This is a genomic window from Nostoc flagelliforme FACHB-838, from assembly GCF_014698065.1.
GTDB classification, from domain to species: domain Bacteria; phylum Cyanobacteriota; class Cyanobacteriia; order Cyanobacteriales; family Nostocaceae; genus Nostoc; species Nostoc flagelliforme_B.
Genome location: NZ_JACJSI010000023.1, coordinates 41,325 through 61,945, shown reverse-complemented (window position 1 = coordinate 61,945; position 20,621 = coordinate 41,325). Strand labels below are relative to the sequence as shown.

At 40.9% G+C, this 20,621-nt stretch carries 19 protein-coding genes; 10 read left to right on the top strand and 9 right to left on the bottom strand.

Annotated features, from left to right (window positions below; all coding sequences use genetic code 11):
* Positions 1-567 precede the first annotated feature (567 nt).
* From H6G97_RS14150 to H6G97_RS14125, 6 genes are all read right to left on the bottom strand, one after another.
* Positions 568-966, bottom strand: coding sequence for a hypothetical protein (locus tag H6G97_RS14150; RefSeq protein ID WP_190941213.1), 399 nt, complete (start codon positions 964-966; stop codon positions 568-570).
* Between the two features lie 81 nt (positions 967-1,047).
* A complete protein-coding gene (locus tag H6G97_RS14145; protein ID WP_190941212.1) occupies positions 1,048-1,353 on the bottom strand; it encodes a hypothetical protein in 306 nt (101 codons plus the stop codon).
* A gap of 221 nt (positions 1,354-1,574) precedes the next feature.
* Entirely contained in the window at positions 1,575-1,727 is a 153-nt protein-coding gene (locus H6G97_RS14140) for a hypothetical protein (RefSeq protein WP_190941211.1), read from the bottom strand.
* A gap of 291 nt (positions 1,728-2,018) precedes the next feature.
* On the bottom strand, positions 2,019-3,947 hold the full coding sequence (locus H6G97_RS14135; protein ID WP_190941210.1) for an ABC-F family ATP-binding cassette domain-containing protein: 1,929 nt from the start codon (positions 3,945-3,947) through the stop codon (positions 2,019-2,021).
* Positions 3,948-4,015: 68 nt separating this feature from the next.
* Positions 4,016-4,432, bottom strand: a complete 417-nt coding sequence (locus tag H6G97_RS14130; protein WP_190941209.1) for a DUF1824 family protein — start codon at positions 4,430-4,432, stop codon at positions 4,016-4,018.
* Between the two features lie 159 nt (positions 4,433-4,591).
* A complete protein-coding gene (locus H6G97_RS14125; RefSeq protein WP_190941208.1) occupies positions 4,592-5,440 on the bottom strand; it encodes a prohibitin family protein in 849 nt (282 codons plus the stop codon).
* Between the two features lie 269 nt (positions 5,441-5,709).
* Between H6G97_RS14125 and H6G97_RS14120 the strand changes: the two genes are divergently transcribed.
* Positions 5,710-7,518 (top strand): ABC transporter transmembrane domain-containing protein, encoded by a 1,809-nt coding sequence (locus tag H6G97_RS14120; protein ID WP_190941238.1) that lies wholly within the window; start codon positions 5,710-5,712, stop codon positions 7,516-7,518.
* Between the two features lie 38 nt (positions 7,519-7,556).
* The gene (ccmS, locus tag H6G97_RS14115) at positions 7,557-7,985 is read left to right on the top strand and encodes a beta-carboxysome assembly chaperone CcmS (RefSeq protein WP_190941207.1); all 429 of its coding nucleotides are present in this window, start codon (positions 7,557-7,559) and stop codon (positions 7,983-7,985) included.
* Positions 7,986-8,117: 132 nt separating this feature from the next.
* On the opposite strand, the gene H6G97_RS14110 is transcribed toward ccmS, so the two are convergent.
* Positions 8,118-8,429, bottom strand: a complete 312-nt coding sequence (locus H6G97_RS14110; protein WP_242054929.1) for a hypothetical protein — start codon at positions 8,427-8,429, stop codon at positions 8,118-8,120.
* 273 nt (positions 8,430-8,702) lie between these two features.
* A complete protein-coding gene (locus tag H6G97_RS14105) occupies positions 8,703-10,085 on the bottom strand; it encodes a cytochrome P450 (protein ID WP_190941206.1) in 1,383 nt (460 codons plus the stop codon).
* 263 nt (positions 10,086-10,348) lie between these two features.
* Here H6G97_RS14105 and H6G97_RS14100 point away from each other — a divergent pair, with 263 nt between their 5' ends.
* Together H6G97_RS14100 and H6G97_RS14095 are read left to right on the top strand one after the other, a co-directional pair.
* A complete protein-coding gene (locus tag H6G97_RS14100; RefSeq protein ID WP_190941205.1) occupies positions 10,349-10,981 on the top strand; it encodes a ParA family protein in 633 nt (210 codons plus the stop codon).
* Between the two features lie 2 nt (positions 10,982-10,983).
* The gene (locus H6G97_RS14095) at positions 10,984-11,610 is read left to right on the top strand and encodes a coiled-coil domain-containing protein (RefSeq protein WP_190941204.1); all 627 of its coding nucleotides are present in this window, start codon (positions 10,984-10,986) and stop codon (positions 11,608-11,610) included.
* A gap of 307 nt (positions 11,611-11,917) precedes the next feature.
* Here H6G97_RS14095 and H6G97_RS14090 read toward each other — a convergent pair whose 3' ends face one another.
* Positions 11,918-12,805: an alpha/beta fold hydrolase gene (locus H6G97_RS14090; protein ID WP_190941203.1), complete on the bottom strand. Its 888-nt coding sequence runs from the start codon at positions 12,803-12,805 to the stop codon at positions 11,918-11,920.
* 269 nt (positions 12,806-13,074) lie between these two features.
* Between H6G97_RS14090 and H6G97_RS14085 the strand changes: the two genes are divergently transcribed.
* The 6 genes from H6G97_RS14085 (at position 13,075) to H6G97_RS14060 (ending at position 20,612) form a co-directional block, all read left to right on the top strand.
* The gene (locus tag H6G97_RS14085; protein WP_100899977.1) at positions 13,075-13,386 is read left to right on the top strand and encodes a BMC domain-containing protein; all 312 of its coding nucleotides are present in this window, start codon (positions 13,075-13,077) and stop codon (positions 13,384-13,386) included.
* An 82-nt stretch (positions 13,387-13,468) separates the two neighbouring features.
* On the top strand, positions 13,469-13,819 hold the full coding sequence (locus H6G97_RS14080; RefSeq protein ID WP_190941202.1) for a carbon dioxide-concentrating mechanism protein CcmK: 351 nt from the start codon (positions 13,469-13,471) through the stop codon (positions 13,817-13,819).
* Positions 13,820-14,634: 815 nt separating this feature from the next.
* Positions 14,635-15,822, top strand: coding sequence for a HetZ-related protein 2 (locus H6G97_RS14075; protein WP_190941201.1), 1,188 nt, complete (start codon positions 14,635-14,637; stop codon positions 15,820-15,822).
* 284 nt (positions 15,823-16,106) lie between these two features.
* Positions 16,107-17,354 (top strand): GspE/PulE/PilB domain-containing protein, encoded by a 1,248-nt coding sequence (locus tag H6G97_RS14070; RefSeq protein WP_190941200.1) that lies wholly within the window; start codon positions 16,107-16,109, stop codon positions 17,352-17,354.
* 191 nt (positions 17,355-17,545) lie between these two features.
* Complete coding sequence (locus H6G97_RS14065; RefSeq protein WP_190941199.1) at positions 17,546-18,229, top strand: Crp/Fnr family transcriptional regulator; 684 nt, start codon at positions 17,546-17,548, stop codon at positions 18,227-18,229.
* A 601-nt stretch (positions 18,230-18,830) separates the two neighbouring features.
* The gene (locus tag H6G97_RS14060; protein ID WP_190941198.1) at positions 18,831-20,612 is read left to right on the top strand and encodes a M61 family metallopeptidase; all 1,782 of its coding nucleotides are present in this window, start codon (positions 18,831-18,833) and stop codon (positions 20,610-20,612) included.
* Positions 20,613-20,621 lie beyond the last annotated feature (9 nt).

The window sequence follows — 20,621 nt, the reverse complement described above, 5'->3', positions numbered from 1 at the left end:
AGCATTGCGCGATCGCATATATTCCAATACGCTTGATTTATCGCGTCTTTCTACAATGAGGGTTATGGATGGGGTAGTAGTGGAGATTGCCTTGCGGTTAGTTTTAAATTTTGTAATGCCAACTTAAAGATTATTCGTTTTTTGCGTAAAGCACACAACTTGAGGTGAATAGTATTATATAACTGTATTTACTATGAATAAACTGGAGACAACACTAAAAGTCTCCTATATAATTTACTCCTATCAAAAACTGCTCTGACTTTCGTCTAGAGCAGTTTTATATTGTACGTTAGCAGCCAAATGTTTATAGCGGTTTTCGTTTACGTGAGGTACACCCGTAGGGGCACGGCAGTGCCGTGCCCCTACACATTGTCATGTAATGTTGTACCGCATCTAAATGGGAACTGCTATAACTGCGCTCAATGATGGATTATTTAACAGCATCTGGCAACAATCAAAATTCTATTACTGCTGACGATGCTTGTGTCAAACTTAAGCATTTTTATCTGGTTTTTGAAACCGATGATACAGATAAAGATCATGCAACATTTTAGACTTGCCGCACCACTAATAAGCAGTTTTACTATTTTCATCTGAAGCTTGTTCTGCAACATTTTTCAAGCGGCTTGATCTGATTTTGCGGATGCGATCGCTATAGCGAACACCACCCGCCATTTCATATTCGCGGCTGTCTTTGCCGTACTTGATACCAACCACCATCAGCATCTTCTCAGAAAGCTGACTCAAGTTTTTTTCCATCTCTTCAATTTCAGTTTTAGAAGAGTCAACCACAGACAGAGCAGTATTATAAACATCAATTTTGCTACGTAACTGCTCAATTGACTCAATCAGTTTTTCCAGACTATAATTTTCATCAAATTTGATGATTGGAACAATCGATTTTAGCCCGGCCGATCTTAATTGAGCTTTTTCTAAAACACGGGATGTGCGTTTTTTACGAGACATAAAATTACTCCTTTAAGATGCTGCTAAAGCTAGCTTGCCTCAATTAAACTACATTCCGGTTCAGTAAAACTCGCAATTTTTTTACCAAAGTTTTTGATTGATAACAGTAATTTTTCGTAACTTGATTACTAGATATTGGTATTTATAAGCTGCCATAAATTCTGTAGCTACTCCCATAAGTTTTGTAGCAGCTGCCATAAGTTCTGTAGCAGCTGCCATAAGTTCTGTAGCAGCTGCCATAAGTTCTGTAGCTACTCCCATAAGTTCTGTAGCTACTCCCATAAGTTCTGTAGCTACTCCCATAAGTTCTGTAGCTACTCCCATAAGTTCTGTAGCTACTCCCATAAGTTCTGTAGCAGCTGCCGTAAGTTTTGTAGCAGCTCTCATAAGTTCTGTAGCAGTTCCCGTAAGTTAGGGAGTGCATAAACGCAAGTGGCTTGTTAATAAATATTCGTGCGTAGGCAAAACTTTTGTAAGCGATCGCTTAGTATTTTGTAAGAAAGATCGATATAAGCGATCGCACTAGACTAAATCAACGGATTGCTCAGTTGACCGGGGAAGTCGGTTCCGATACATGGGAAACCTCTCAGAAGTGTAAGTTTTGTAATTTATTCGGTTTGTTTTACCAGCACTTTTTCAGCCGATGTTTCATCCTCTCCTTGTTTTTGCCTTGAATCTGGGGCATCGCGCAGTTCGGTTAACTGGCGGTCAATTTCGGCGGAGAGGACAGTAATTTCTTCGGAGGTAAATATGCTGTTCATTAATGAAATTGTTTAATAATGTTTGGCGATCGCCGATTATTTTTACAACCCAATTTACAATATCATTGGCGGCAATCTACTGACCAGTCAAATAAGCACCAACGGCATCAGCCACATTAGCACGCCGAGAAGTGATTAATACAAGCATCGGGCGACTAGAAGTCGCGGCTACACAAACAAAGTTCGCCTCCACGGACTAATAAAAATCAAGGGTTTTAAACCCACGGAGGTGGGTTTTGTCTGTATAGCCGCGATTTCTAATCGCCAGAGCTTTTCAAACGTGAGATGCTATTAAGACTCCATCTCTGCCAATTCTAACCAGCGTTCAGTCGCCACATCGATCGCTTGCTTGAGCTTTTCCACCTGATCATACAATTTCTGCACTTGGCTATAATTCCCCGGTGAGACATTCGCTAATGTTTTCTCGGTTTCCGCCTTCTCAGCCTCTAACTTGGCAATTTTACCTTCCAACTGCTCAAATTCTTTTTTCTCCCAATTGGATAACCTACGCCGCTTTGTATTCTCTACATCCTTGGGCGCAGACGCACCATTTTGCACTTCGACATTTTTGGGCTTCTCCTTAGCGTTAGCAGCTTGTTGCTGTGCCTCTTCAGCCTTCTTATAGTCCAGATAAATCGAGTAATTACCTGGATATTGCCGGAGATTACCGCCTTCCTCAAAGGAAAATACTGTGTCGATGGTGCGATCAAGGAAGTAGCGATCGTGAGAAACTACAATTACACAACCGACAAAATCCTCTAAATAATCTTCTAATACTGCCAATGTCTGAACATCTAAATCGTTTGTCGGTTCATCTAAAATCAAGACATTGGGCGCACTCATCAAAACCCGCAAGAGAAATAAACGACGTTTTTCACCACCAGAAAGTTTATTTATTGGGGCATACTGTTGATTACCAGGAAACAAAAACCGCTCCAACATTTGAGAAGCAGTAATTTGAGTACCATCGGTAATTTTGATAAACTCTCCTTCTTCTTTAATGTAGTCAATCACACGCTGATTTTCGTTTAAAGCTGTGAGCAATTCTTCCGAATGCTGGTCAAAATAACCGATGTGAATTGTAGTCCCAATTTCTGCAACACCTGAATCTGGCTTAATCTGACCAGTAATAATATTCATTAAAGTAGATTTACCAGCACCATTAGCGCCGATAATGCCGATGCGGTCTTCTGGACTAAATTCGTAGGTGAAATTATTAATCAGAGTGCGTCCATTGTATGCCTTAGAAATGTTATCTAATTCAATAACTTTTTTGCCAATGCGACGACCAACTGTAGAAATATCAACCTTACCCTGAACTTGTTTAAATTCAGTATCCCGCAGAGCATGAGCGCGGTCAATTCTCGCTTTTTGCTTGGTACTTCTGGCTTTCGGCCCTTTTTTCAGCCATTCTAACTCGCGCCGCAACAAGCCTTGGTGTTTACGTTGACTACTTACAGCAGATTCTTCAGCTAAAGCTTTCTTTTCCAGGTAATATGAATAGTTACCTGTATAGGTGTAAATGTCGCCTCGGTCGATTTCAATAATCCGATTGGTAACGCGATCTAGAAAGTAGCGATCGTGAGTGATGAGAAAAAGTGCGCCGCGATAGCGATTTAAATAACTTTGTAACCATTCTACAGAAAGAGCATCAAGATGGTTTGTCGGCTCATCCATGAGCAAAACATCTGGTTCTGCTAGCAACGCCGATGCTAAAGCAATACGCTTGCGATAGCCTCCAGACAAAGTGCTTATCTTGGCATCAAAGTCAGAGATTCCTAATTTTGTAAGGATGATTTTGGCATTTGTTTCTAGTTCCCAAGCACCACTCGTATCCATCCGTTGCATCACCACAGAAAGGCGAGACATCAGTTGACTATCATCTGGATAGTGAGCCAATTTATCTGAGAGTTCTTCATACTCACGCACTAAAGCCATGTGTTCGCCACTATCGGCGAAAACCTGCTCTAAAACTGTGTGATTTTCATCTAAATCTGGCAACTGGGGTAAGTAGATAATTCTAGAACCAGAGTTGATTAAAATCTGACCGCTATCTATCGATTCTAAACCTGCGATCATTTTTAATAGGGTTGATTTCCCTGAACCATTAGTACCAATTAAACCAACTTTATCTGTAGCGTCGAGGCTAAAGCTAGCATCTTTTAAAATTTCCTTGATGCCAAAGTCTTTTTTTACTGATTGTAGTGTAATAATACTCATAAGATTTCAGTCAATTATTTTTCATTAGTTAGTAGGCAAGGCTCATACCTTACCTACATTGCCGAATTCTATACAAATAGATCCAAGGGAAGGTGTCCATACATCTCGTTGATTCCGTCTTCGTGGTAAGACTGGCAAGATACTAATACGCCACGATGATGTCCAACATAAGAATCGAGATAACACAAGCCATTTTTACCATTTAATTTGATATAAACTGGGCCTTCAGGTGTCAGTAAATTATCTGGCGGTTCATAACCCAAAGCCAAAGAATAGGTTTTCATTGCCAATATTCCTTCTTCTGCTGTATCAGCACAAATTCCTAAAATTTGGTAATCAGCAAGCTTGGTGAGTAAAATTAAAGCATTACGAACGACAACTTTTTCCGATGGCTTAAGGATAGGGGCAATGTCTAGACAATTGAATTTGTTCAGGATTTTTTTCGCTTCTTCGGCGGTGAGATTTTGAGGATTGGGGGTTGACATAAACTCCGATTATTGTGTTGTTGGTTTTTCTGTTGTGTATGAGTTGTAACTAGCCCAACTCATACTATTTTGGATTGGCGATTGTCCAAGGGTTGTAAAATTTGCCCTAATTCAGAGCAAATTCCATAATAGAGCTTGTTATTTAATACTCTTTCCCTTTTACGGCTGATTTTGGACATTCCCAAGGTTGAATATGAAGGGAACACCATTTTTTGAATCATCACCCATAACGAGAACTTTCGGCATTTGAGCGCCGCCACTTCTCCAAGCTTCAATTGTTTCTTTTTGCAGAACTAACTGCCCTCCTTGGGCTTTGAGCGTCTCTGCTAAAAGTCTTTGAGCTTCTGCCCTACCTTTGGCGCGATTCACATCTGCTTGTGCTTCTTGTTCTGCTTCCCGTGCTACATAAACGGCTCTTTGGGCACGTTGTTCAGCAATTTGTTTTTCTTCGACTGCTCTGGCAAATTCTGGTGAGAATGCTAAATCAACTACGCTAGTATCTAACACAATTATCCCATATTTGTCTAAGCGATCACCTAACGCTTGATCAAAGTCTTCTTTCAATTCACTTCTTTTGGTAATTGCTTCTTCTACTGTTCTTCTAGCTGCGGCAATTTTAAATGCTTCTTGTGTCTGAGGGGCAATGATTTTTGATACAATATTCTCTAATGTTCCTTGTTTTCTTCTAACCTCAACTACCTTTATCGGATCGAGGCGGAAGTTAATTGCAAATCTCGCAGATAAATTTTGCAAATCTTTAGTGGAACTCTCCGCTGGTACTTCAAATTTTTGCACCGTCAAATCATACACATCTATCACGGTGATAAAAGGCGGTTTTACGTGAATACCTTCTAATAAAGCGCCATCTCTGGCTTTACCCAAAATGCTGATTACTCCTGCTTGTCCTGGGTTAATAATGATATAGGAATTTAGCACAATAATCACTAGTATTGCTAACACAATTCCCAAAACTGTGGTTTGCCAATTACCCAATTCCTGATTTTTCAAATTCTTCTCTCCAATATTTAGTTAGTCATTTGTCATTTTTCATTGGTCATTGGTCATTGGTCATTAGTTATTAGTTATTCTCCCCCTGCTCCCCCGGTTACTGAGCGCAGTCGTATGCTTCCTTGCTCCTCTGCACCCTACTCCTTGAATAAACTCAGTTACTAGTTTAAGTGTCTCATTAGTCTGTCTGGATCAATCTTCAGACTCAGGACTTAGGACTCAAAACTTTGTTCCGTGATAATATCAATGACACGAAACCGCAAAAAACCGTGGCTACTGTCTTAAAATCTCATCGGGCATCAAGAAGGCGTAAACATTCAACACATCCTCTCCAGCGTTTGCTTGAGTATGGACACCAGTATCGTAAACAAATTTGGCTAGCGACTACTTATTCTATCCTGAATAAATTTTTCGACTTGGCACCACCCGCCTTAATTGGTGTGGCAGTGGATGTGGTAGTCAAGCAACAGGATTCCATAATTGCTCAGTTAGGGGTACGCGATGTCTTTCAACAATTTTTGATTATTTCCTTCCTGACTGTCATTATTTGGATACTAGAATCTGTTTTTGAGTACGCCTACGCTCGACTTTGGCGCAATTTGGGCCAGAATATTCAGCATGACTTGCGTTTGGATGCATACAAACATTTGCAAGAGTTGGAATTGGCTTATTTTGAAGAACGTAGCACTGGCGGTTTAATGTCTGTTCTCAGCGATGATATTAACCAATTAGAGCGGTTTTTGGATGGGGGAGCAAATGATATTATCCAAGTTTCTGCAACTGTTTTAATTATTGGCGCTGCTTTCTTTATTTTGGCTCCTAGTGTAGCGTGGATGGCTCTGTCACCGATGCCATTTATCCTCTGGGGTTCTTTTGCCTATCAACGACTACTTGCGCCTCGCTACGCTGATGTACGAGAAAAGGTAGGTTTTCTCAATTCGCGGTTGTCAAACAATATCAGCGGAATTACTACTATTAAAAGTTTCACTGCTGAAACTTATGAAGCCTCTCGTTTGGAATTAGATAGTGACGCTTATCGCGGTAGTAACTCTAAGGCAATTACTCTTTCTGCTGCTTTTGTCCCATTAATTCGGATGCTAATTTTGGTGGGTTTCACGGCATTACTTTTGTATGGCGGGATGGCAGCAGTTTCTGGAGCAATGTCTGTAGGTGCTTACAGCGTGTTAGTGTTTTTAATCCAGCGATTGCTGTGGCCTTTAACTAGATTAGGCGAAACATTTGACCAATATCAAAGGGCAATGGCTTCTACTAATCGAGTCATGAATTTGTTGGATACTCCTATTGCCATTCATACAGGTGATGTATCCTTACCTGTGAATGAAGTGCGCGGTGAAGTGCAATTTAAGAATGTTTATTTTGCCTATAAAGATAGATTTCCAGTGATTAAAAATCTGTCTTTGGATATTCCGGCGGGAAAAACTATTGCAATTGTCGGTTCTACTGGTTCTGGTAAAAGCACTTTAGTCAAACTTTTATTGCGGTTATACGAAGTGCAAACGGGAAGCATTACTCTAGATGGCATTGATTTGCAAAGTTTGAATTTGCGAGATTTACGCCGTTGCATTGGTTTGGTGAGTCAAGATGTCTTTCTATTTCATGGCACTGTAGCGGAGAATATTGCCTATGGCAGCTTTGAAACTAGAGAGCAAGAAATCATCACGGCGGCAAAGGTAGCTGAGGCGCACGAATTTATTGTTAACTTGCCCGAAGGTTATGAGACAATTGTGGGGGAAAGAGGACAAAAGTTATCTGGTGGACAAAGACAACGGATTGCGATCGCTCGTGCAGTCTTAAAGAATCCGCCCATTCTGATTTTAGACGAAGCTACCTCGGCAGTGGATAATGAAACAGAAGCGGCTATCCAGCGATCGCTAGAACGGATTACAGTAGATAGAACGACAATTGCGATCGCTCATCGTCTTTCCACTATTCGCAATGCCGATTGCATTTATGTCATGGAACATGGGAAATTAGTAGAGTCGGGAACCCATGAGCAACTGCTGGAGAAAGACGGAATTTATTCCGGCCTCTGGCGTGTACAGTCAGGTTTGAGATAAGTTTCGCCTATTGTCTGTGTCTTCATTACGAATTATTTATGTTTTTTGGTAATAGTCAACCAGAATCAGGTGATACTAAGTGGCGTCGCCAGTTGGATAAGTTTGTCAAAGCAAATCAGCGAGAGTTGGCGGCGCTGTTTTGGGGATTGTGGTTAGCAAATGGTGACAGTCAGGGTACTGTTGGTATTGATTTGCAACCAACGCCGCATTTTGTTTATTGTCCGAAAGAGCAGATAGAGAATTTAAATATTAGAGTTGAAAATCGGCTGCAAGAAATTTTGGGAATTGTGGAGAATCACAAACCGGAAGTGGAAGTTGTGATGATTGGGATTGGGAAGGGAGAAATTAAGTTAATTCAGTTTGCACCGGAACCAGCACCACCGCTTTGTTTTGAGGAAGTTGGAAAGGATGTGGATGGGTTGTTGGATGTGCTGGAAGAGAGGATGAGGGAGGAGATTGTTTTTTAACGCAGAGGAACGCGGAGGTAAATAAGAAGTCTGCCCTTGTTGTTTAGTTGATTGCTTTGTGGAAGTCTAGGTAAGTTAAATTTTCGGCTGTTAAATCTGGATGCGATGAGTATTTATAAATTTTTCTAGACTTCAGAATTGTATCTTAAACATTGAAGAATCGATATCTAAAAGCCAATTTTCATCAATAAACTCCAAATTTTCATTGTAAACAAGAACTAATATCATGTTCGACTTAATACTAACGTTATTATTTGCCATCTGTATGCCATCAACAGCATAAGCTATAAGGAAAAACTTTAATTGTAGAAAGCTTTCTTCGTGGGTAATACCAATAGAACTACTAACTAATTCGGCTTTTAGGGTACGAGGCAAAGTAATTGTTTCATAATATTCATCTTGTTCATCCCAGTAGCCGCATATTTTATAATCAGATAGTTTCAAATGTTCTTTAACAAGAGCATTAGCATCTATAGTTTATAATATTTCAGTTAAATTACGCCAAATTTGATGATTCGTTAATTCAAGTTTTGTCATAGTTTTGCGGGAATTACTAATGTTGAACCTTTAGCAATTCTTGGAAATCAACCTATGAGAATAATTAAATACCGCGACAAAGAACATTATGAGCAACTCGCTAATAAGCAAGAGAGTCAAGATAATTCGTAATTCGTAATTTGTAAGTAGGGTAGGAATTAAAACACCCACCCTACTTGCCTAAACTAGTGCTGGTGTATTTGCAGGCTTAACTTGAGGTGTTGCTATCATCCGCATTCCGGCAGGTGCGGCTAAAGTTAAACCACGACGCACAGGACGCACAGGACGCTTATTCACTAGCGATACTTTAAATTCTGACAAAACAGTTGCCAGAACAATTTTCATTTCATACTGAGCAAACGCCATTCCAATACAGCGACGATTACCGCCACCAAAGGGCAAATATTCATAAAGTGAATATTGTCTTTCTAGAAAGCGTTCTGGTTTAAACTGCTTGGATTGTGGGTAGACTTCTTCTCGATGATGCGCTAAATAAATACTGGGAACTATTATCGTTCCTTCTCGCAGTTCGTAACCCATAATTGTAATTGGGATCTTGACGATCCGCGGGAAAGCAGTCATTACTATTGGGTAAATTCGCAGTGTTTCTTGGCAAACTGCTGTCAAATAGGGCAATTTAGCCACATTACTCAAATCGTGGTTAACTCCAATAGTGTTGAGTTCTTTTAGCAACTTCTCACGCATTTCTGCTAAATGGTCAATCCAGTAAAAAGCCCATGTTAATGCAGAAGCGGTGGTTTCATGTCCCGCAACTAGCAGCGTCATTAACTCATCGTGTAATTCTTCATCTGACATCCCTTGGCCATCGTCATAACGAGCCGCCATCATCAAACTTAGGATATCTTGGCGATTTTGCTCAGGTTCAGCCCGACGTTCTCGAAGTAAAGCATAAATCAGTTGATCAATTTTTTGCCGTTGTTGCAGAACCCAGCCCCACGGACTCCTCGCACCAAAATCTTTTTGCATGAACTGGAAAAAGAAGGCGCTGGACATTATGGGCGAAGTGATGAAGTCTAGTAAATCACTTAGCGATCGCCTCAATTCTTCAAACAGCTGTCCATCATTCAAACCAAACACAACCCGGAGAATAACACGCAAGGTGATTTCTTGCATCGACTCACGGATATTAAAAGGCTTGCCAATCTGCCATTCATTAGTCACCTGTCGGGTTATTTCCCGAATTTCCTCGCCGTAAGCCCGCATCCTTTCGCCATGAAAGGGAGGCACTAATAGTTGTCGTTGCCGTTGGTGGCGATCGCCATCCGCTAACATAAAGGAGCGATCGCCAAGTAAAAATTTTAGTCCTGTGTTCCCCCTGCCAACCTCAAAATGGCTGGAATCAGCAGTAAAAATCTGCTCCAGTGCTTGGGGCTGACTAAAGTACACAAGATGATTATCAGAGCGAGTACTCCTGATTGTGAAAGTATCACCGTAGATTTTGGCAAAATCATCTACATATTTCACAGGCTGACTAATAAACTTGATCATCCGTAGCCAGCGCGGCATTTGAGGGCCATCGGGTAGATTGTAAGTTGTTGTCATAAAATTTTGAGGAATTGATGGCTTCTGAATTTTATTATTACGAGTTTTCATGTTACTTAGGGTTACAGAAAGCGGTATATTCATGATTGGGGACTGGAAACTGGGAACTGAAAACTGCGGACTGAAAGGGAGATAAAGAGGATAATAACTCTTGTACAAACGCGATTAATCGCGTCTCTCCTAACTCAGCACGGGCTAAACGCCCCGCTATCGCTAACAGCACTAAGAACTCAGTACTCAAGAGGCAGCATCGGAAGCAAGCAGTGCCAAAAATCATCGCTATTCTCAACGGTAAAGGAGGAGTCGGTAAAACGACTACCGCAGTCAATCTGGCTGCAAACTTTGCAAAGAAAAAAAAGGTGCTGCTGATTGACGCAGATATTCAAGGTTCTGCCAGTTGGTGGTTTGGGCGCAGTCAGCAGGGTATGGGATTTGATTTATCTCAAGAAACAGATCCCGCACTTTTAGGTGATTTAGCAAAGATAACAGGTTACGATTTAGTAGTGGTGGATACACCTCCCGCCCTGCGCTCTGAAGCATTAGTGGCGGTAGTTGCGATCGCAGATTATCTAGTTTTGCCCACACCCCCATCTGCAATGGATTTAGCAATCCTCGTGGAAACAGTCAAGGAAGCCGTCATCCCCTTGGGAACCCCCCATCGGGTATTGCTCACCAAAGTCGATACACGCAGTCTGGGGGAAGCACAAGAAGCAAAAAATACTCTTACTCGCTTAGGTATTCCTACTTGTAATACCTTCATCCGTGCTTATAAAGCTCATGAACGAGCGGCACTAGAAGGTGTAGCGATTACTCAATGGCGAGGTGGAAACGCACGGGAGGCGGAATTAGACTACCGCCGTGCAGCTGATGAATTACAGCGTGATTGGAGAAAATAATAATGCCTAGGAAACAAAGTCTCTCTGACTTACTACAAGAAGAGGCGCAAAAATTTACACCTACAGAAGGTGAACCTGCGATCGAAATTACAGCAGAAAAAGTTGTCGTCGAAGAACAGCCTTCTTCTGATGAAGAATCTTCAGCACAGACATCTGAGCCAGATTCTAATAAACGCACAAGTCCGACTAAGGCTGATTTAGAAGCAACTGTCAAAGAGTTGACAGCTAATTTAGAAGAAAGTCATAAAAAGGAAGCATCTTTAGAGCAGGAAATTGTTGATTTGCAATCAAAACTGTCTAAACAAAAAACATTAGTATCTGAACAAAAATCATTAGCGCAACAAGTAGCAAAAGAACTTGAAGAAACAAAAAAAACAGCACTGCAACTAGCAGAAGCTAATTCCCAGCTTATAGAAGAAGTTAATGCTTTAAAACAAACAGCAGAAGATAAATTTAAACTTGCTGTAGCTGTCAAAGAAACTAGTGCAATAAGACCAGTAAAAGACCACTACAATCCACTTAACTACAAAAAATCACATCGTTCATCGGAAACACTCGCTCAAGCTCAACCTCAAAATCAACCAAATGAGTATCCCGAGAGTTCTAATGAGATGTGGTTACTTGACTAGAATCGATACCACTTCTTTGTGAAACGGCACAAAATCAGGCTTGGTAAAACAGGGGTTTAAGCCCTTGTTTTACTATGCAATTTTATGGGTAATCAGCATTATGCCTACTAAGCTAATCGTCATTTAAATTGCACCATTTTCATGGTAATAAAAGCTGCAAACACTCTCCCTTGCTCCTTGTTCCCTGCCCCCCTGCGATCTCAATGTGCAAATTAAATGCTTAACAGCTTAGCAATCTTTTATTACTCTGAAAAAACAAAAATATTTGTAGGTTGGGTTGAACTTTAGTGCTAAATAACAAACTGTTTTAAACTCGAAAGTCTAAAATATGCTGCGCGGTGATTCGTGGTTGTTCCAAGTGTGGGAGATGTCCACAATCTTGAATCCAGGTGAGAGTACTGTGGGGAATTGCTCTTTTAAATCTCATCGCATCCTTAGTACCCAAAATCTTATCAGAATCACCCCACAAAATTAGCGTTTGTTGCACAATTTTTGATATGGCTGTGAATCTAAAAGCACTGTAACCACCACTTTTAGTAAAAGCAATCAAAGCTTGATGCCAACTCGGCATTTGTAGGTGTAATGCACCACAACATAGCGCATCGATAGAAGCAAGACTTTGATTTTTATATCCAATACGCGAAACGCGATCGCGCACCTTCATATTACTCAAAAACTGGGTTGCTAAATAATCCAATGGGGGAAACATGAATTTGCTCAATGGCGAACCAGCTGCTAACCCTGCACTATCAATTAACACCAGCTTTTTTACTACTTCCGGGTAAGTCAACGTAAAATCAATCGCCGTCGCACCCCCCATCGAAGCACCTACCAAAATTACAGGTTGGTTAATTAGGGTTTTCCAGAAATAATAAAGATGGGTTTTAATTGCAATTGGGCTATAGGCAATTCCTGAGAGTCTATCTGTAAAGCCAAAACCCAACAAATCTACTGCCCAAGTTTCATTATCTTCACAAAGTAGTGGCAAAAGTCGCCGAAATTCTAATACAGAACTATCAAAGCCGTGAATTAATAAAATCGGAGTTCCACCACTCCCTTGCTTGACAAATGTTGTGGTTACTGGTTGATTAATTAGAGGAGTAGCGATCGCAGTTGTTTGGATACTCCGAGCTAGTGCGATCGAGGCAGATTCTGTCAGTTGCCCAACTGCTTTAGGAAGAAAATTCGGAAACATAAATTTTAGTTTATCGTATTAGCTTGCTTCCACGCATCGCTGATTTTGTTAAACAACAAAATTACACAAACTAATATGTTGAAGTATTACTTATAATATATCAAACATAAACCAGCCGCTATCAAAACATTTTAACTCCCACTCCTAACTCCCCATTCCCGACTTCCTTAAAAATTATGGCATCAAAGAAAGTTTAGCAAAATGTCAAAATTGGGACTAAAGCCACGTACAATTAATATCGCCTATCCCTTAATCCAGGAGCTAATGCCATGCCAATGGCCGTTGGCGTAATTGAAACTTTAGGTTTTCCTAGTGTCTTAGCAGCAGCAGATGCAATGGTCAAAGCTGCCGCAGTCACAATTGTGTATTATGGTCAAGCCGAAAGCGCTCGCTTGTTAGTCGCTGTCCGGGGACACGTTTCTGAGGTAAATAGAGCGGTTGAAGCCGGAATCGCCGCTGGAGAGCAAGTAAAGGTTGGTACAGTAATCACCCACTATATCGTTCCTAACCCTCCAGAAAATGTGGAAACCATATTACCAATCCATTTCACTGAAAAATCAGAACCTTTCCGCATGTTCTAAGCAATTTTGCTATTAAAATCTGTAGCGAAGCTTCGTACAACTAATTTGTAGCCCCCGTGTTTATTCATACAGGAGATTAATAATGTCATTACAGGCAATTGGAGCACTTGAAACTAAAGGTTTTCCTGCGGTGCTAGCAGCAGCAGATGCTATGGTAAAAGCTGGCCGAGTCACCCTCGTTGGTTATATCAGGGTAGGTAGTGCCCGCTTTACAGTTAATATTCGTGGTGATGTTTCTGAAGTAAAAGCCGCTATGGCTGCTGGTGTAGAAGCCGCAGAAAATGTTTATGGCGGTACATTAGAATCCTGGGTGATTATTCCTCGTCCCCATGAAAACGTTGAAGCAATTCTACCAATTGCTTACACAGAACAAGTCCAACAGTATCGAGAATCTGTAGAAAATCCCATTGTTAGATCATCAAATCGTCTATAGAGGCAACCCCCTGCGGGAAAATTCAAAATTCAAAACGAAGAATCTCCATAAATGAATTTAAAGAGAAGTTTTTTGTAAGGCTTCTGACCATTAAATCTTTTGAGGGTTACATTCTTTCTGTTTTTATATTTTGCATAAGTTGATTTTGAAGCAGAGGGAAAGCAACAGTCAAAGTCAATAGTCAAAAATCAATATTGACTGTTGACTATTCATTTTTGGAAATGTAAAAGTTTTAAAAATAACTTGCCAATGTTTAAGGCGTAGTTTTGAGTAAAGCTAGTTTAAAAAAAATTTGCCTATTAATCTCTACTATTAAGAATAGCGTAGGCGTACATCTCGTAAACATCACCATCTGGAATAGTGTGCCTCATTCATTTAACACTATAGCGATAGTATTTATCCAAGAGTTATCTAATTATCTTCCTGCGTGAAGGACTTCTAAGCTTTGAAAATTATACAAGTAAAATGATATCTGACATAGAGTTAAATTAGATTAGATTCGTTTTTCGAATCTGTTACAAAACGTCAGATTTATCTGACCCATTTTGTGCATATAAGTAGCTTCACTACTCTGAGCAGATTTCTATTTTCAGTGAGAAGACATAACTTTACAAAAAGTTTAATTCGGCAAAATTGACCCAAATGCTTGCTATGTAATGTCTTTGAGCATTTGAGATTGAAAACAAAACTATCGATGTAGAAATTTCTGCATAATTTCAGTGAATTAAGACGTAATAAAAGTAGAATCACTGAGCTATTTTCATGAAACTCATGAAAACTGAGGTAGCTGCCAGTTAAACAATTAGGTGGGGCAAATGGGGGTTGTGATGCAAACTTCAAAATTGAGTTTCGAGGAATGCAATCTCACTATGGCAAAAGATGTGGAACAACTGGCTTTAGATTGGCAACAGCGCTTGGCTGTAGAATGTCCAGACCAAAATGAAGCCACGAGGCAAAGCATTATTCTCTGGCTGTTGGGATCTGACTCAAAACGGTTTGATCTGTTTAACCCAAAAGAACTTGAAATCGCCAAACAAGCGATGGAATATCGGTGGAGGATTTTACGTCAACGCTACTTGGGGCTAGGGCGAGAACGTGCTTATCGTAACTTGATAACGCGATTGGGGAGTTTAGTAACATTACGGAATAAGATTCAGACTTGGGTTTCCCTCAGCCGCGATCGCCAGCGTAGTGTGATGGATGTGTTACAAGAAGTACTCCAAGAATTACTCCAAAGCGATAGTCAGATGCAACAGCAAATGGCTGATATCGCCAAATATACAACCGATAGACGATTAGGGGATGCTCTGCTATTTGCCAGTGTAGAAGAATATTGTTTGCGACCAGTACGCAATCAACCCCTATTAGCTTACCGATTTGTGAATTATTTGCGTCGTACTCAACGCGGTGGCTTAACCCAAGTGCCTAGCCGTGACTTGATTAGACTAGTATCAGAAGAAGTTCTTACAGACGACAGTGACAATCGAATTAACTTAGTCGATAGTCAAGCGATCGCCGAATATCAAGAAGCGCAACAATTAGAGGAACAACAGGCGCTGCGGCAATCAGTACAAAAAGAATTTGAAAATTATTTACAAGAAAATCTGGGAACAGAGGCAGTGGAATGGCTACGATTGTATCTAAAAGGTAAGTCCCAGGAAGAGATTGCCCAGAAACTGAATAAGCAGACTAAAGAAGTATACCGACTGCGAGAAAAAATCAGTTACCACGCCGTGCGCGTTTTTGCCCTCAAAGGTAAACCAGAACTCGTAGATAGTTGGCTCTCAATTTCTTTGCAAGAACATAACTTGGGGTTAACGAAAAACCAATGGCAGCAACTTGATGAAAAATTGACTCCTCTGGGGCGGCAGATTCTCGATTTGCGGAAAGCGGGTAACTCAATAGAAGCAATAGCTCAACAGTTAAAACTCAAAACCCATCAAGTGCTAGGTGAATGGACAAAAATCTATCTTGTAGCCCAAGCTTTAAGAAGCCAGGAGTAGTTTGAAATGGGGAGCGGGGAGCGGGGCGGGGAAGCGGGGAGCAGGGGAGCAGAGGAGAATAACCAATGCCCAATGCCCAATGCTTCTCTACGAGACGCTGTTCGCGTTCGCTCAGTACAACTGCCAAGGCTCAGTATTATCCCTAGCCTAAATATAAAATTCATCTTCTACTTACATTTACTTAAGTATATATAGTTGAAATTTTAATAATCCAACAAAGTATCTTTATTAACTACCTATTGAATTAAAGGCAAAATATAAGTAAATACTAATGAATCAAATCTATGTTGTCTTCAAAGGGCAAACTAAATGATACCGCAGCAAATATACAGCAAATGCTAACTGCCGCTCAAACGAGTTGGGAGGAAGGAAGCGATCGCGAACAAATATTTCAACTTATTGATAGCCTGTTGTCCTTTGAAGCTTGCCTCTACCATCAGATTTTGCCTTTGAGATTAGAAGACAAAAGCCTCTTGCTAGCTATGGTTTATCCACACGAAGACGAAGCACTAGATTATGTTGGTCGCATTTTGTCTTCTATCAATTGCACAATGGTAATTGAGGCGATCGCAGCCGACGCTCACCGCAGAATATTATCAGCCTACCTCAACCATAAAAATACATCTCAGCTAGATGCCAAAAAACTGCATCAGCCAACAGTAGACTCTCCTAGCATTGCTGACACACCCATTCCCTCCCTAGATGCCGACTCAGAATCACATCAACAACCAATGTTGATGATGTTTCAGACACAAAAGCGTCAACATTCTGGGCAACGGGTAGACTTGCCTCCTATCCCAGAGTTAGACCAATCGTCTCAAACTACGACGTTCTTAACCCCTATTTTCAGAGGTCAAGAAGGCGAGAATTTCGAAGTAGCAGCAAATAATTTACCCATTTTGCCCATACAAGCTCCCGAACTACTGAGTCCGATTGAGTTGCTACCAACACTGCCACCCAAGAAATTACTCGAAGAATTACTGGAGCGAATCTTGGCTGGGGGAATTGGTCGGCTGTATTTAGAAAGACAAGCTTACGAAGGCAGGATACTGTGGAGTGACAATGGAGTTTTACAGTCTGTATTAGATAAACTGCCGCTCTCGGTTTTCCAAGGAGTACTAAATGAATTAAAGCGGTTCGCTTCCCTGCCTGTTACAACATTTGCAGAACCAAAACAGGTAGAAAAGGAATATGTATATCAAAAAGACCGCTTATTATTACGCTTGCGAGTCATGCCGGGAATCCACGGCGAAGAGGCAACACTCCAAGTCTTGCGAGGAGCAGCATTAAAATTCTATCAACAACAGCAGTTGGTGCGTCTAGGCCGCGATGCCTTAAAAATATCTCAACAACTAAGCTTAAAGTTACATGAACTACAACAACGGCTTTTACTCAATCCCAGCCATGATTCTCAGCAATTAGAGGCTTTAGTTGCCCTGAATCAATTAGTAAAAAATTTAGACCAACAGATTAAAATACTGGCACTAGATGGCAATCCACCAACAAACAGTAAATCATCGCTCTGTAAGTGAAAACGCTGATTTCGTTCGCATACATAATTGTTATGTTGTAACGGAACCCCATATTAATCAACCTTAGAGGTTCATTTCAAATAAATACAAATTTTGCGATCGTATTCTAAGTAAGATTACGGTTTAAACAAACTTATAGTAGCAAACAAAGCCAGTTTCCCGCTCTTGAATCCCATTGTTGCAAATATTTCATGCTAACTGAGGTTTTTAGTGAACTTTTCCCCTTAATGAGTACAGCCAATCCACAGACTTTGGAATGGCTACTCAATGTTGCAATTGAACATGAATACCCATCTGGGCGAGCCGTTGTGATGGAAGATGCCTGGGGTAACGCCGTTTACTTCGTGGTTTCTGGTTGGGTCAAAGTCCGGCGTACCGTCGGGGAAGATTCAGTAGCTCTGGCAATTTTTGGTCGTGGCGATTTTTTTGGAGAAATGGCAATTTTGGATGAATCTCCACGTTCAACTGATGTCATAGCCCTTTCGCCCGTGAAGTTGCTTAGTATCTCCAGAGAGCGTTTTATTCAAATATTGTTTAAAGACCCGCAGTTACATCACCGGATGTTGCAACTGATGGTGCGGCGATTGCGACAAATTAACCTGCGCTTGCAAATGCGATCTTCACCACCAGCGGTTAAACTCGCCCATACTTTAGTAAGTTTAGGCGAAAGCTATGGTCAGGAATCAGACTTAGGAAAAGAAATTTTTAACGTTCCGTTTAAAGATTTAGCAGAGGTGACAGAAATCGGCGTTGAAGAAACCACCAAAATTATGCAAAAGCTGCATGAAAAAGGGTGGATTAACATTGATAGCACCAACAACACCACTTATCTTGTGAACTTCAAACAGCTGATGAACTTGGCTGGCAAAGTGTGATTGCTTTATTTATTCAGTGAGACAAATTTTGGTATTAAGTTAAGTCAACCAACAATACGCTTTGGTTGACTTGCTTATTTAGAGGTGTAGGTGCTTCACAAATCTAGACCCCGCAGTGGATGACATCACTCCACCCAGCACTCTATCTCTATCACTGCGCTGATAAAAAACGTCGCACAGGCACAACTATCTAGATTTTATAGATGACGTTTTTTGTCAATGTGTAAGTCCTAAAGTAGTTAAAAATTCCTTGCGAGCGAGTGTGCGATTATAGCTTAGATATAGTCAATCGGAGAATCTGCGCCATTTCTTTACTTTTGACTCGGCCTCAATAGTGTCGATTTTTGGTGCGTTGGCGTAGCCCGTCGTAGACATCACAGGCTACTAAATATACCTGAAATACCCAAATTCCCTGTAGCATTTATGTACTATAGAGAAGTTCCATAACTTAGTTATGGAAAAGAAATAAAGTGTAATTTTTATTTGAGAGCAAGCGGATTTCCCCGTGGGGTCTCTTAACAACGAATTACTGTCTTCTTTTAAAAGACACTCCGCAAAAGCAGCGGGACTTAGCCCATTAACAATTACCTCAGCAAACAAGATGACTGAAGCAACAGCAACTCGTCCCAACACTTACGTCCAAGAAACTGGGCCAACGATTCATTACCTGGTGGCAATGTCTCAACCAGAAACCCATTTGTTCGAGGTGATTTTACACCTTGTGGATTATCCCTCACCGCTTCTCGATTTAAAACTGCCAGTGTGGACACCAGGTTCCTATTTAGTCCGAGAATACGCCAAAAACTTACAAGATTTTGCGGTTTTTACAGCAGATAAGCCTTTACCTTGGCGGAAGATCAGTAAAAATCACTGGCAGGTAGACAAAATAGGTATTTCAGAATTAACTGTACGTTACCGCATTTTTGCGAATGAGCTATCGGTACGGACAAATCACCTAGATGCCACCCACGGTTATTTTAACGGTGCGGCATTATTCTTTAGAATCCACGGCTGGGAGAACCAACCCATTCGCGTCACCATCGTACCACCACAGCCGGAATGGCAAGTAACTACTGCTTTACCACCTGTTGCTCAGGAAACAAATACTTTCTTGGCTGGCGATTTTGATACTCTGGTGGATACTCCCTTTGAGATTGGTAGCCACCAATTGTATAAATTTGAAGTATTAGGAAAACCCCATGAACTAGCAATCTGGGGACAGGGAAATTTCCAAGCCCAGCAAATGATTGCTGATATTCAGAAAATTATTCAAGTAGAATCGCAGATGTTCGGCGGTTTGCCTTATGAACGATATGTGTTTCTGCTACATTTATTTAGCCAAGCTTTTGGCGGTTTGGAGCATAAGGACTCTTGCTCCTTAATTTACCAGCGTTTTGGATTTCGCGCTCAGGATAAGTACAATCGCTTCATCCAATTGGTAGCACACGAGTTCTTTCACTTGTGGAATGTTAAGCGAATCCGCCCAAAAGCATTAGAGGTTTTTGATTACGACCAAGAAAATTACACACCATCATTATGGTTTTGTGAAGGCACTACTAGTTACTATGACTTGTTAATTCCTTTGCGGGCAGGGATTTATGATGTTCAATGGTATTTGAATAACTTGAGCAAGGAAATTACCAGATATGAAATAACACCGGGGCGCAAGGTACAACCCGTTTCCGAATCAAGTTTTGATGCCTGGATAAAACTTTATCGCCCGGATGCAAATAGCGGCAATTCCCAAATTTCCTACTATTTAAAAGGAGAAATGGTATCGTTATTGCTGGATTTACTGATTCGCTCTACTCACGACAATCAGCGCTCCCTCGATGACGTGATGCTGAAAATGTGGCAGCAATTTGGGCAACCTGAAATTGGTTATACACCAGAACAGTTACAGGAAGTTATAGAATCTGTTGCAGAAACCGATTTGACTGATTTCTTTAAACGCTATATTGATGGCACTGAAGATTTACCCTTGAATGAGTATTTAGAACCCTTTGGTTTGCAGTTGTTAGCTGAACAGCAAGAAGAACCTTACTTGGGTGTGAGAATAAATACAGAGAATGGGCGGGAAATGATTAAGTTTGTGGAGACTGGTTCACCTGCACAAGCGGGAGGAATTAATGCAGGTGATGAGTTGTTAGCAATTGATGGGATTAAGGTAACAGCGGGTAGCTTAAGCGATCGCCTAAAAGATTACCAACCAAACGATACCATTCAAGTCGCAGTTTTCCACCAAGACGTACTCCGTACTTCTTCCATCACCCTCGCCTCACCACGTCCAACAAGGTATCAGGTAAAACCTGTTGAGCATCCTGATTCCACACAGCAGCAAAATTTTGCTGGATGGCTTGGAGTGGCGATCGCAACTGTTTGATAAGGGCAT

Bases quoted from the DNA above. Each gene is read 5' to 3' on its own strand.
- H6G97_RS14150 (WP_190941213.1), bottom strand. From the start codon at position 966: ATGTCTCGTAAAAAACGCACATCCCGTGTTTTAGAAAAAGCTCAATTA.
- H6G97_RS14145 (WP_190941212.1), bottom strand. From the start codon at position 1,353: ATGAGAGCTGCTACAAAACTTACGGCAGCTGCTACAGAACTTATGGGA.
- H6G97_RS14140 (WP_190941211.1), bottom strand. From the start codon at position 1,727: ATGAACAGCATATTTACCTCCGAAGAAATTACTGTCCTCTCCGCCGAA.
- H6G97_RS14135 (WP_190941210.1), bottom strand. From the start codon at position 3,947: ATGAGTATTATTACACTACAATCAGTAAAAAAAGACTTTGGCATCAAG.
- H6G97_RS14130 (WP_190941209.1), bottom strand. From the start codon at position 4,432: ATGTCAACCCCCAATCCTCAAAATCTCACCGCCGAAGAAGCGAAAAAA.
- ccmS (WP_190941207.1), top strand. From the start codon at position 7,557: ATGTTTTTTGGTAATAGTCAACCAGAATCAGGTGATACTAAGTGGCGT.
- H6G97_RS14105 (WP_190941206.1), bottom strand. From the start codon at position 10,085: ATGACAACAACTTACAATCTACCCGATGGCCCTCAAATGCCGCGCTGG.
- H6G97_RS14095 (WP_190941204.1), top strand. From the start codon at position 10,984: ATGCCTAGGAAACAAAGTCTCTCTGACTTACTACAAGAAGAGGCGCAA.
- H6G97_RS14090 (WP_190941203.1), bottom strand. From the start codon at position 12,805: ATGTTTCCGAATTTTCTTCCTAAAGCAGTTGGGCAACTGACAGAATCT.
- H6G97_RS14085 (WP_100899977.1), top strand. From the start codon at position 13,075: ATGCCAATGGCCGTTGGCGTAATTGAAACTTTAGGTTTTCCTAGTGTC.
- H6G97_RS14080 (WP_190941202.1), top strand. From the start codon at position 13,469: ATGTCATTACAGGCAATTGGAGCACTTGAAACTAAAGGTTTTCCTGCG.
- H6G97_RS14075 (WP_190941201.1), top strand. From the start codon at position 14,635: ATGGGGGTTGTGATGCAAACTTCAAAATTGAGTTTCGAGGAATGCAAT.
- H6G97_RS14070 (WP_190941200.1), top strand. From the start codon at position 16,107: ATGTTGTCTTCAAAGGGCAAACTAAATGATACCGCAGCAAATATACAG.
- H6G97_RS14065 (WP_190941199.1), top strand. From the start codon at position 17,546: ATGCTAACTGAGGTTTTTAGTGAACTTTTCCCCTTAATGAGTACAGCC.
- H6G97_RS14060 (WP_190941198.1), top strand. From the start codon at position 18,831: ATGACTGAAGCAACAGCAACTCGTCCCAACACTTACGTCCAAGAAACT.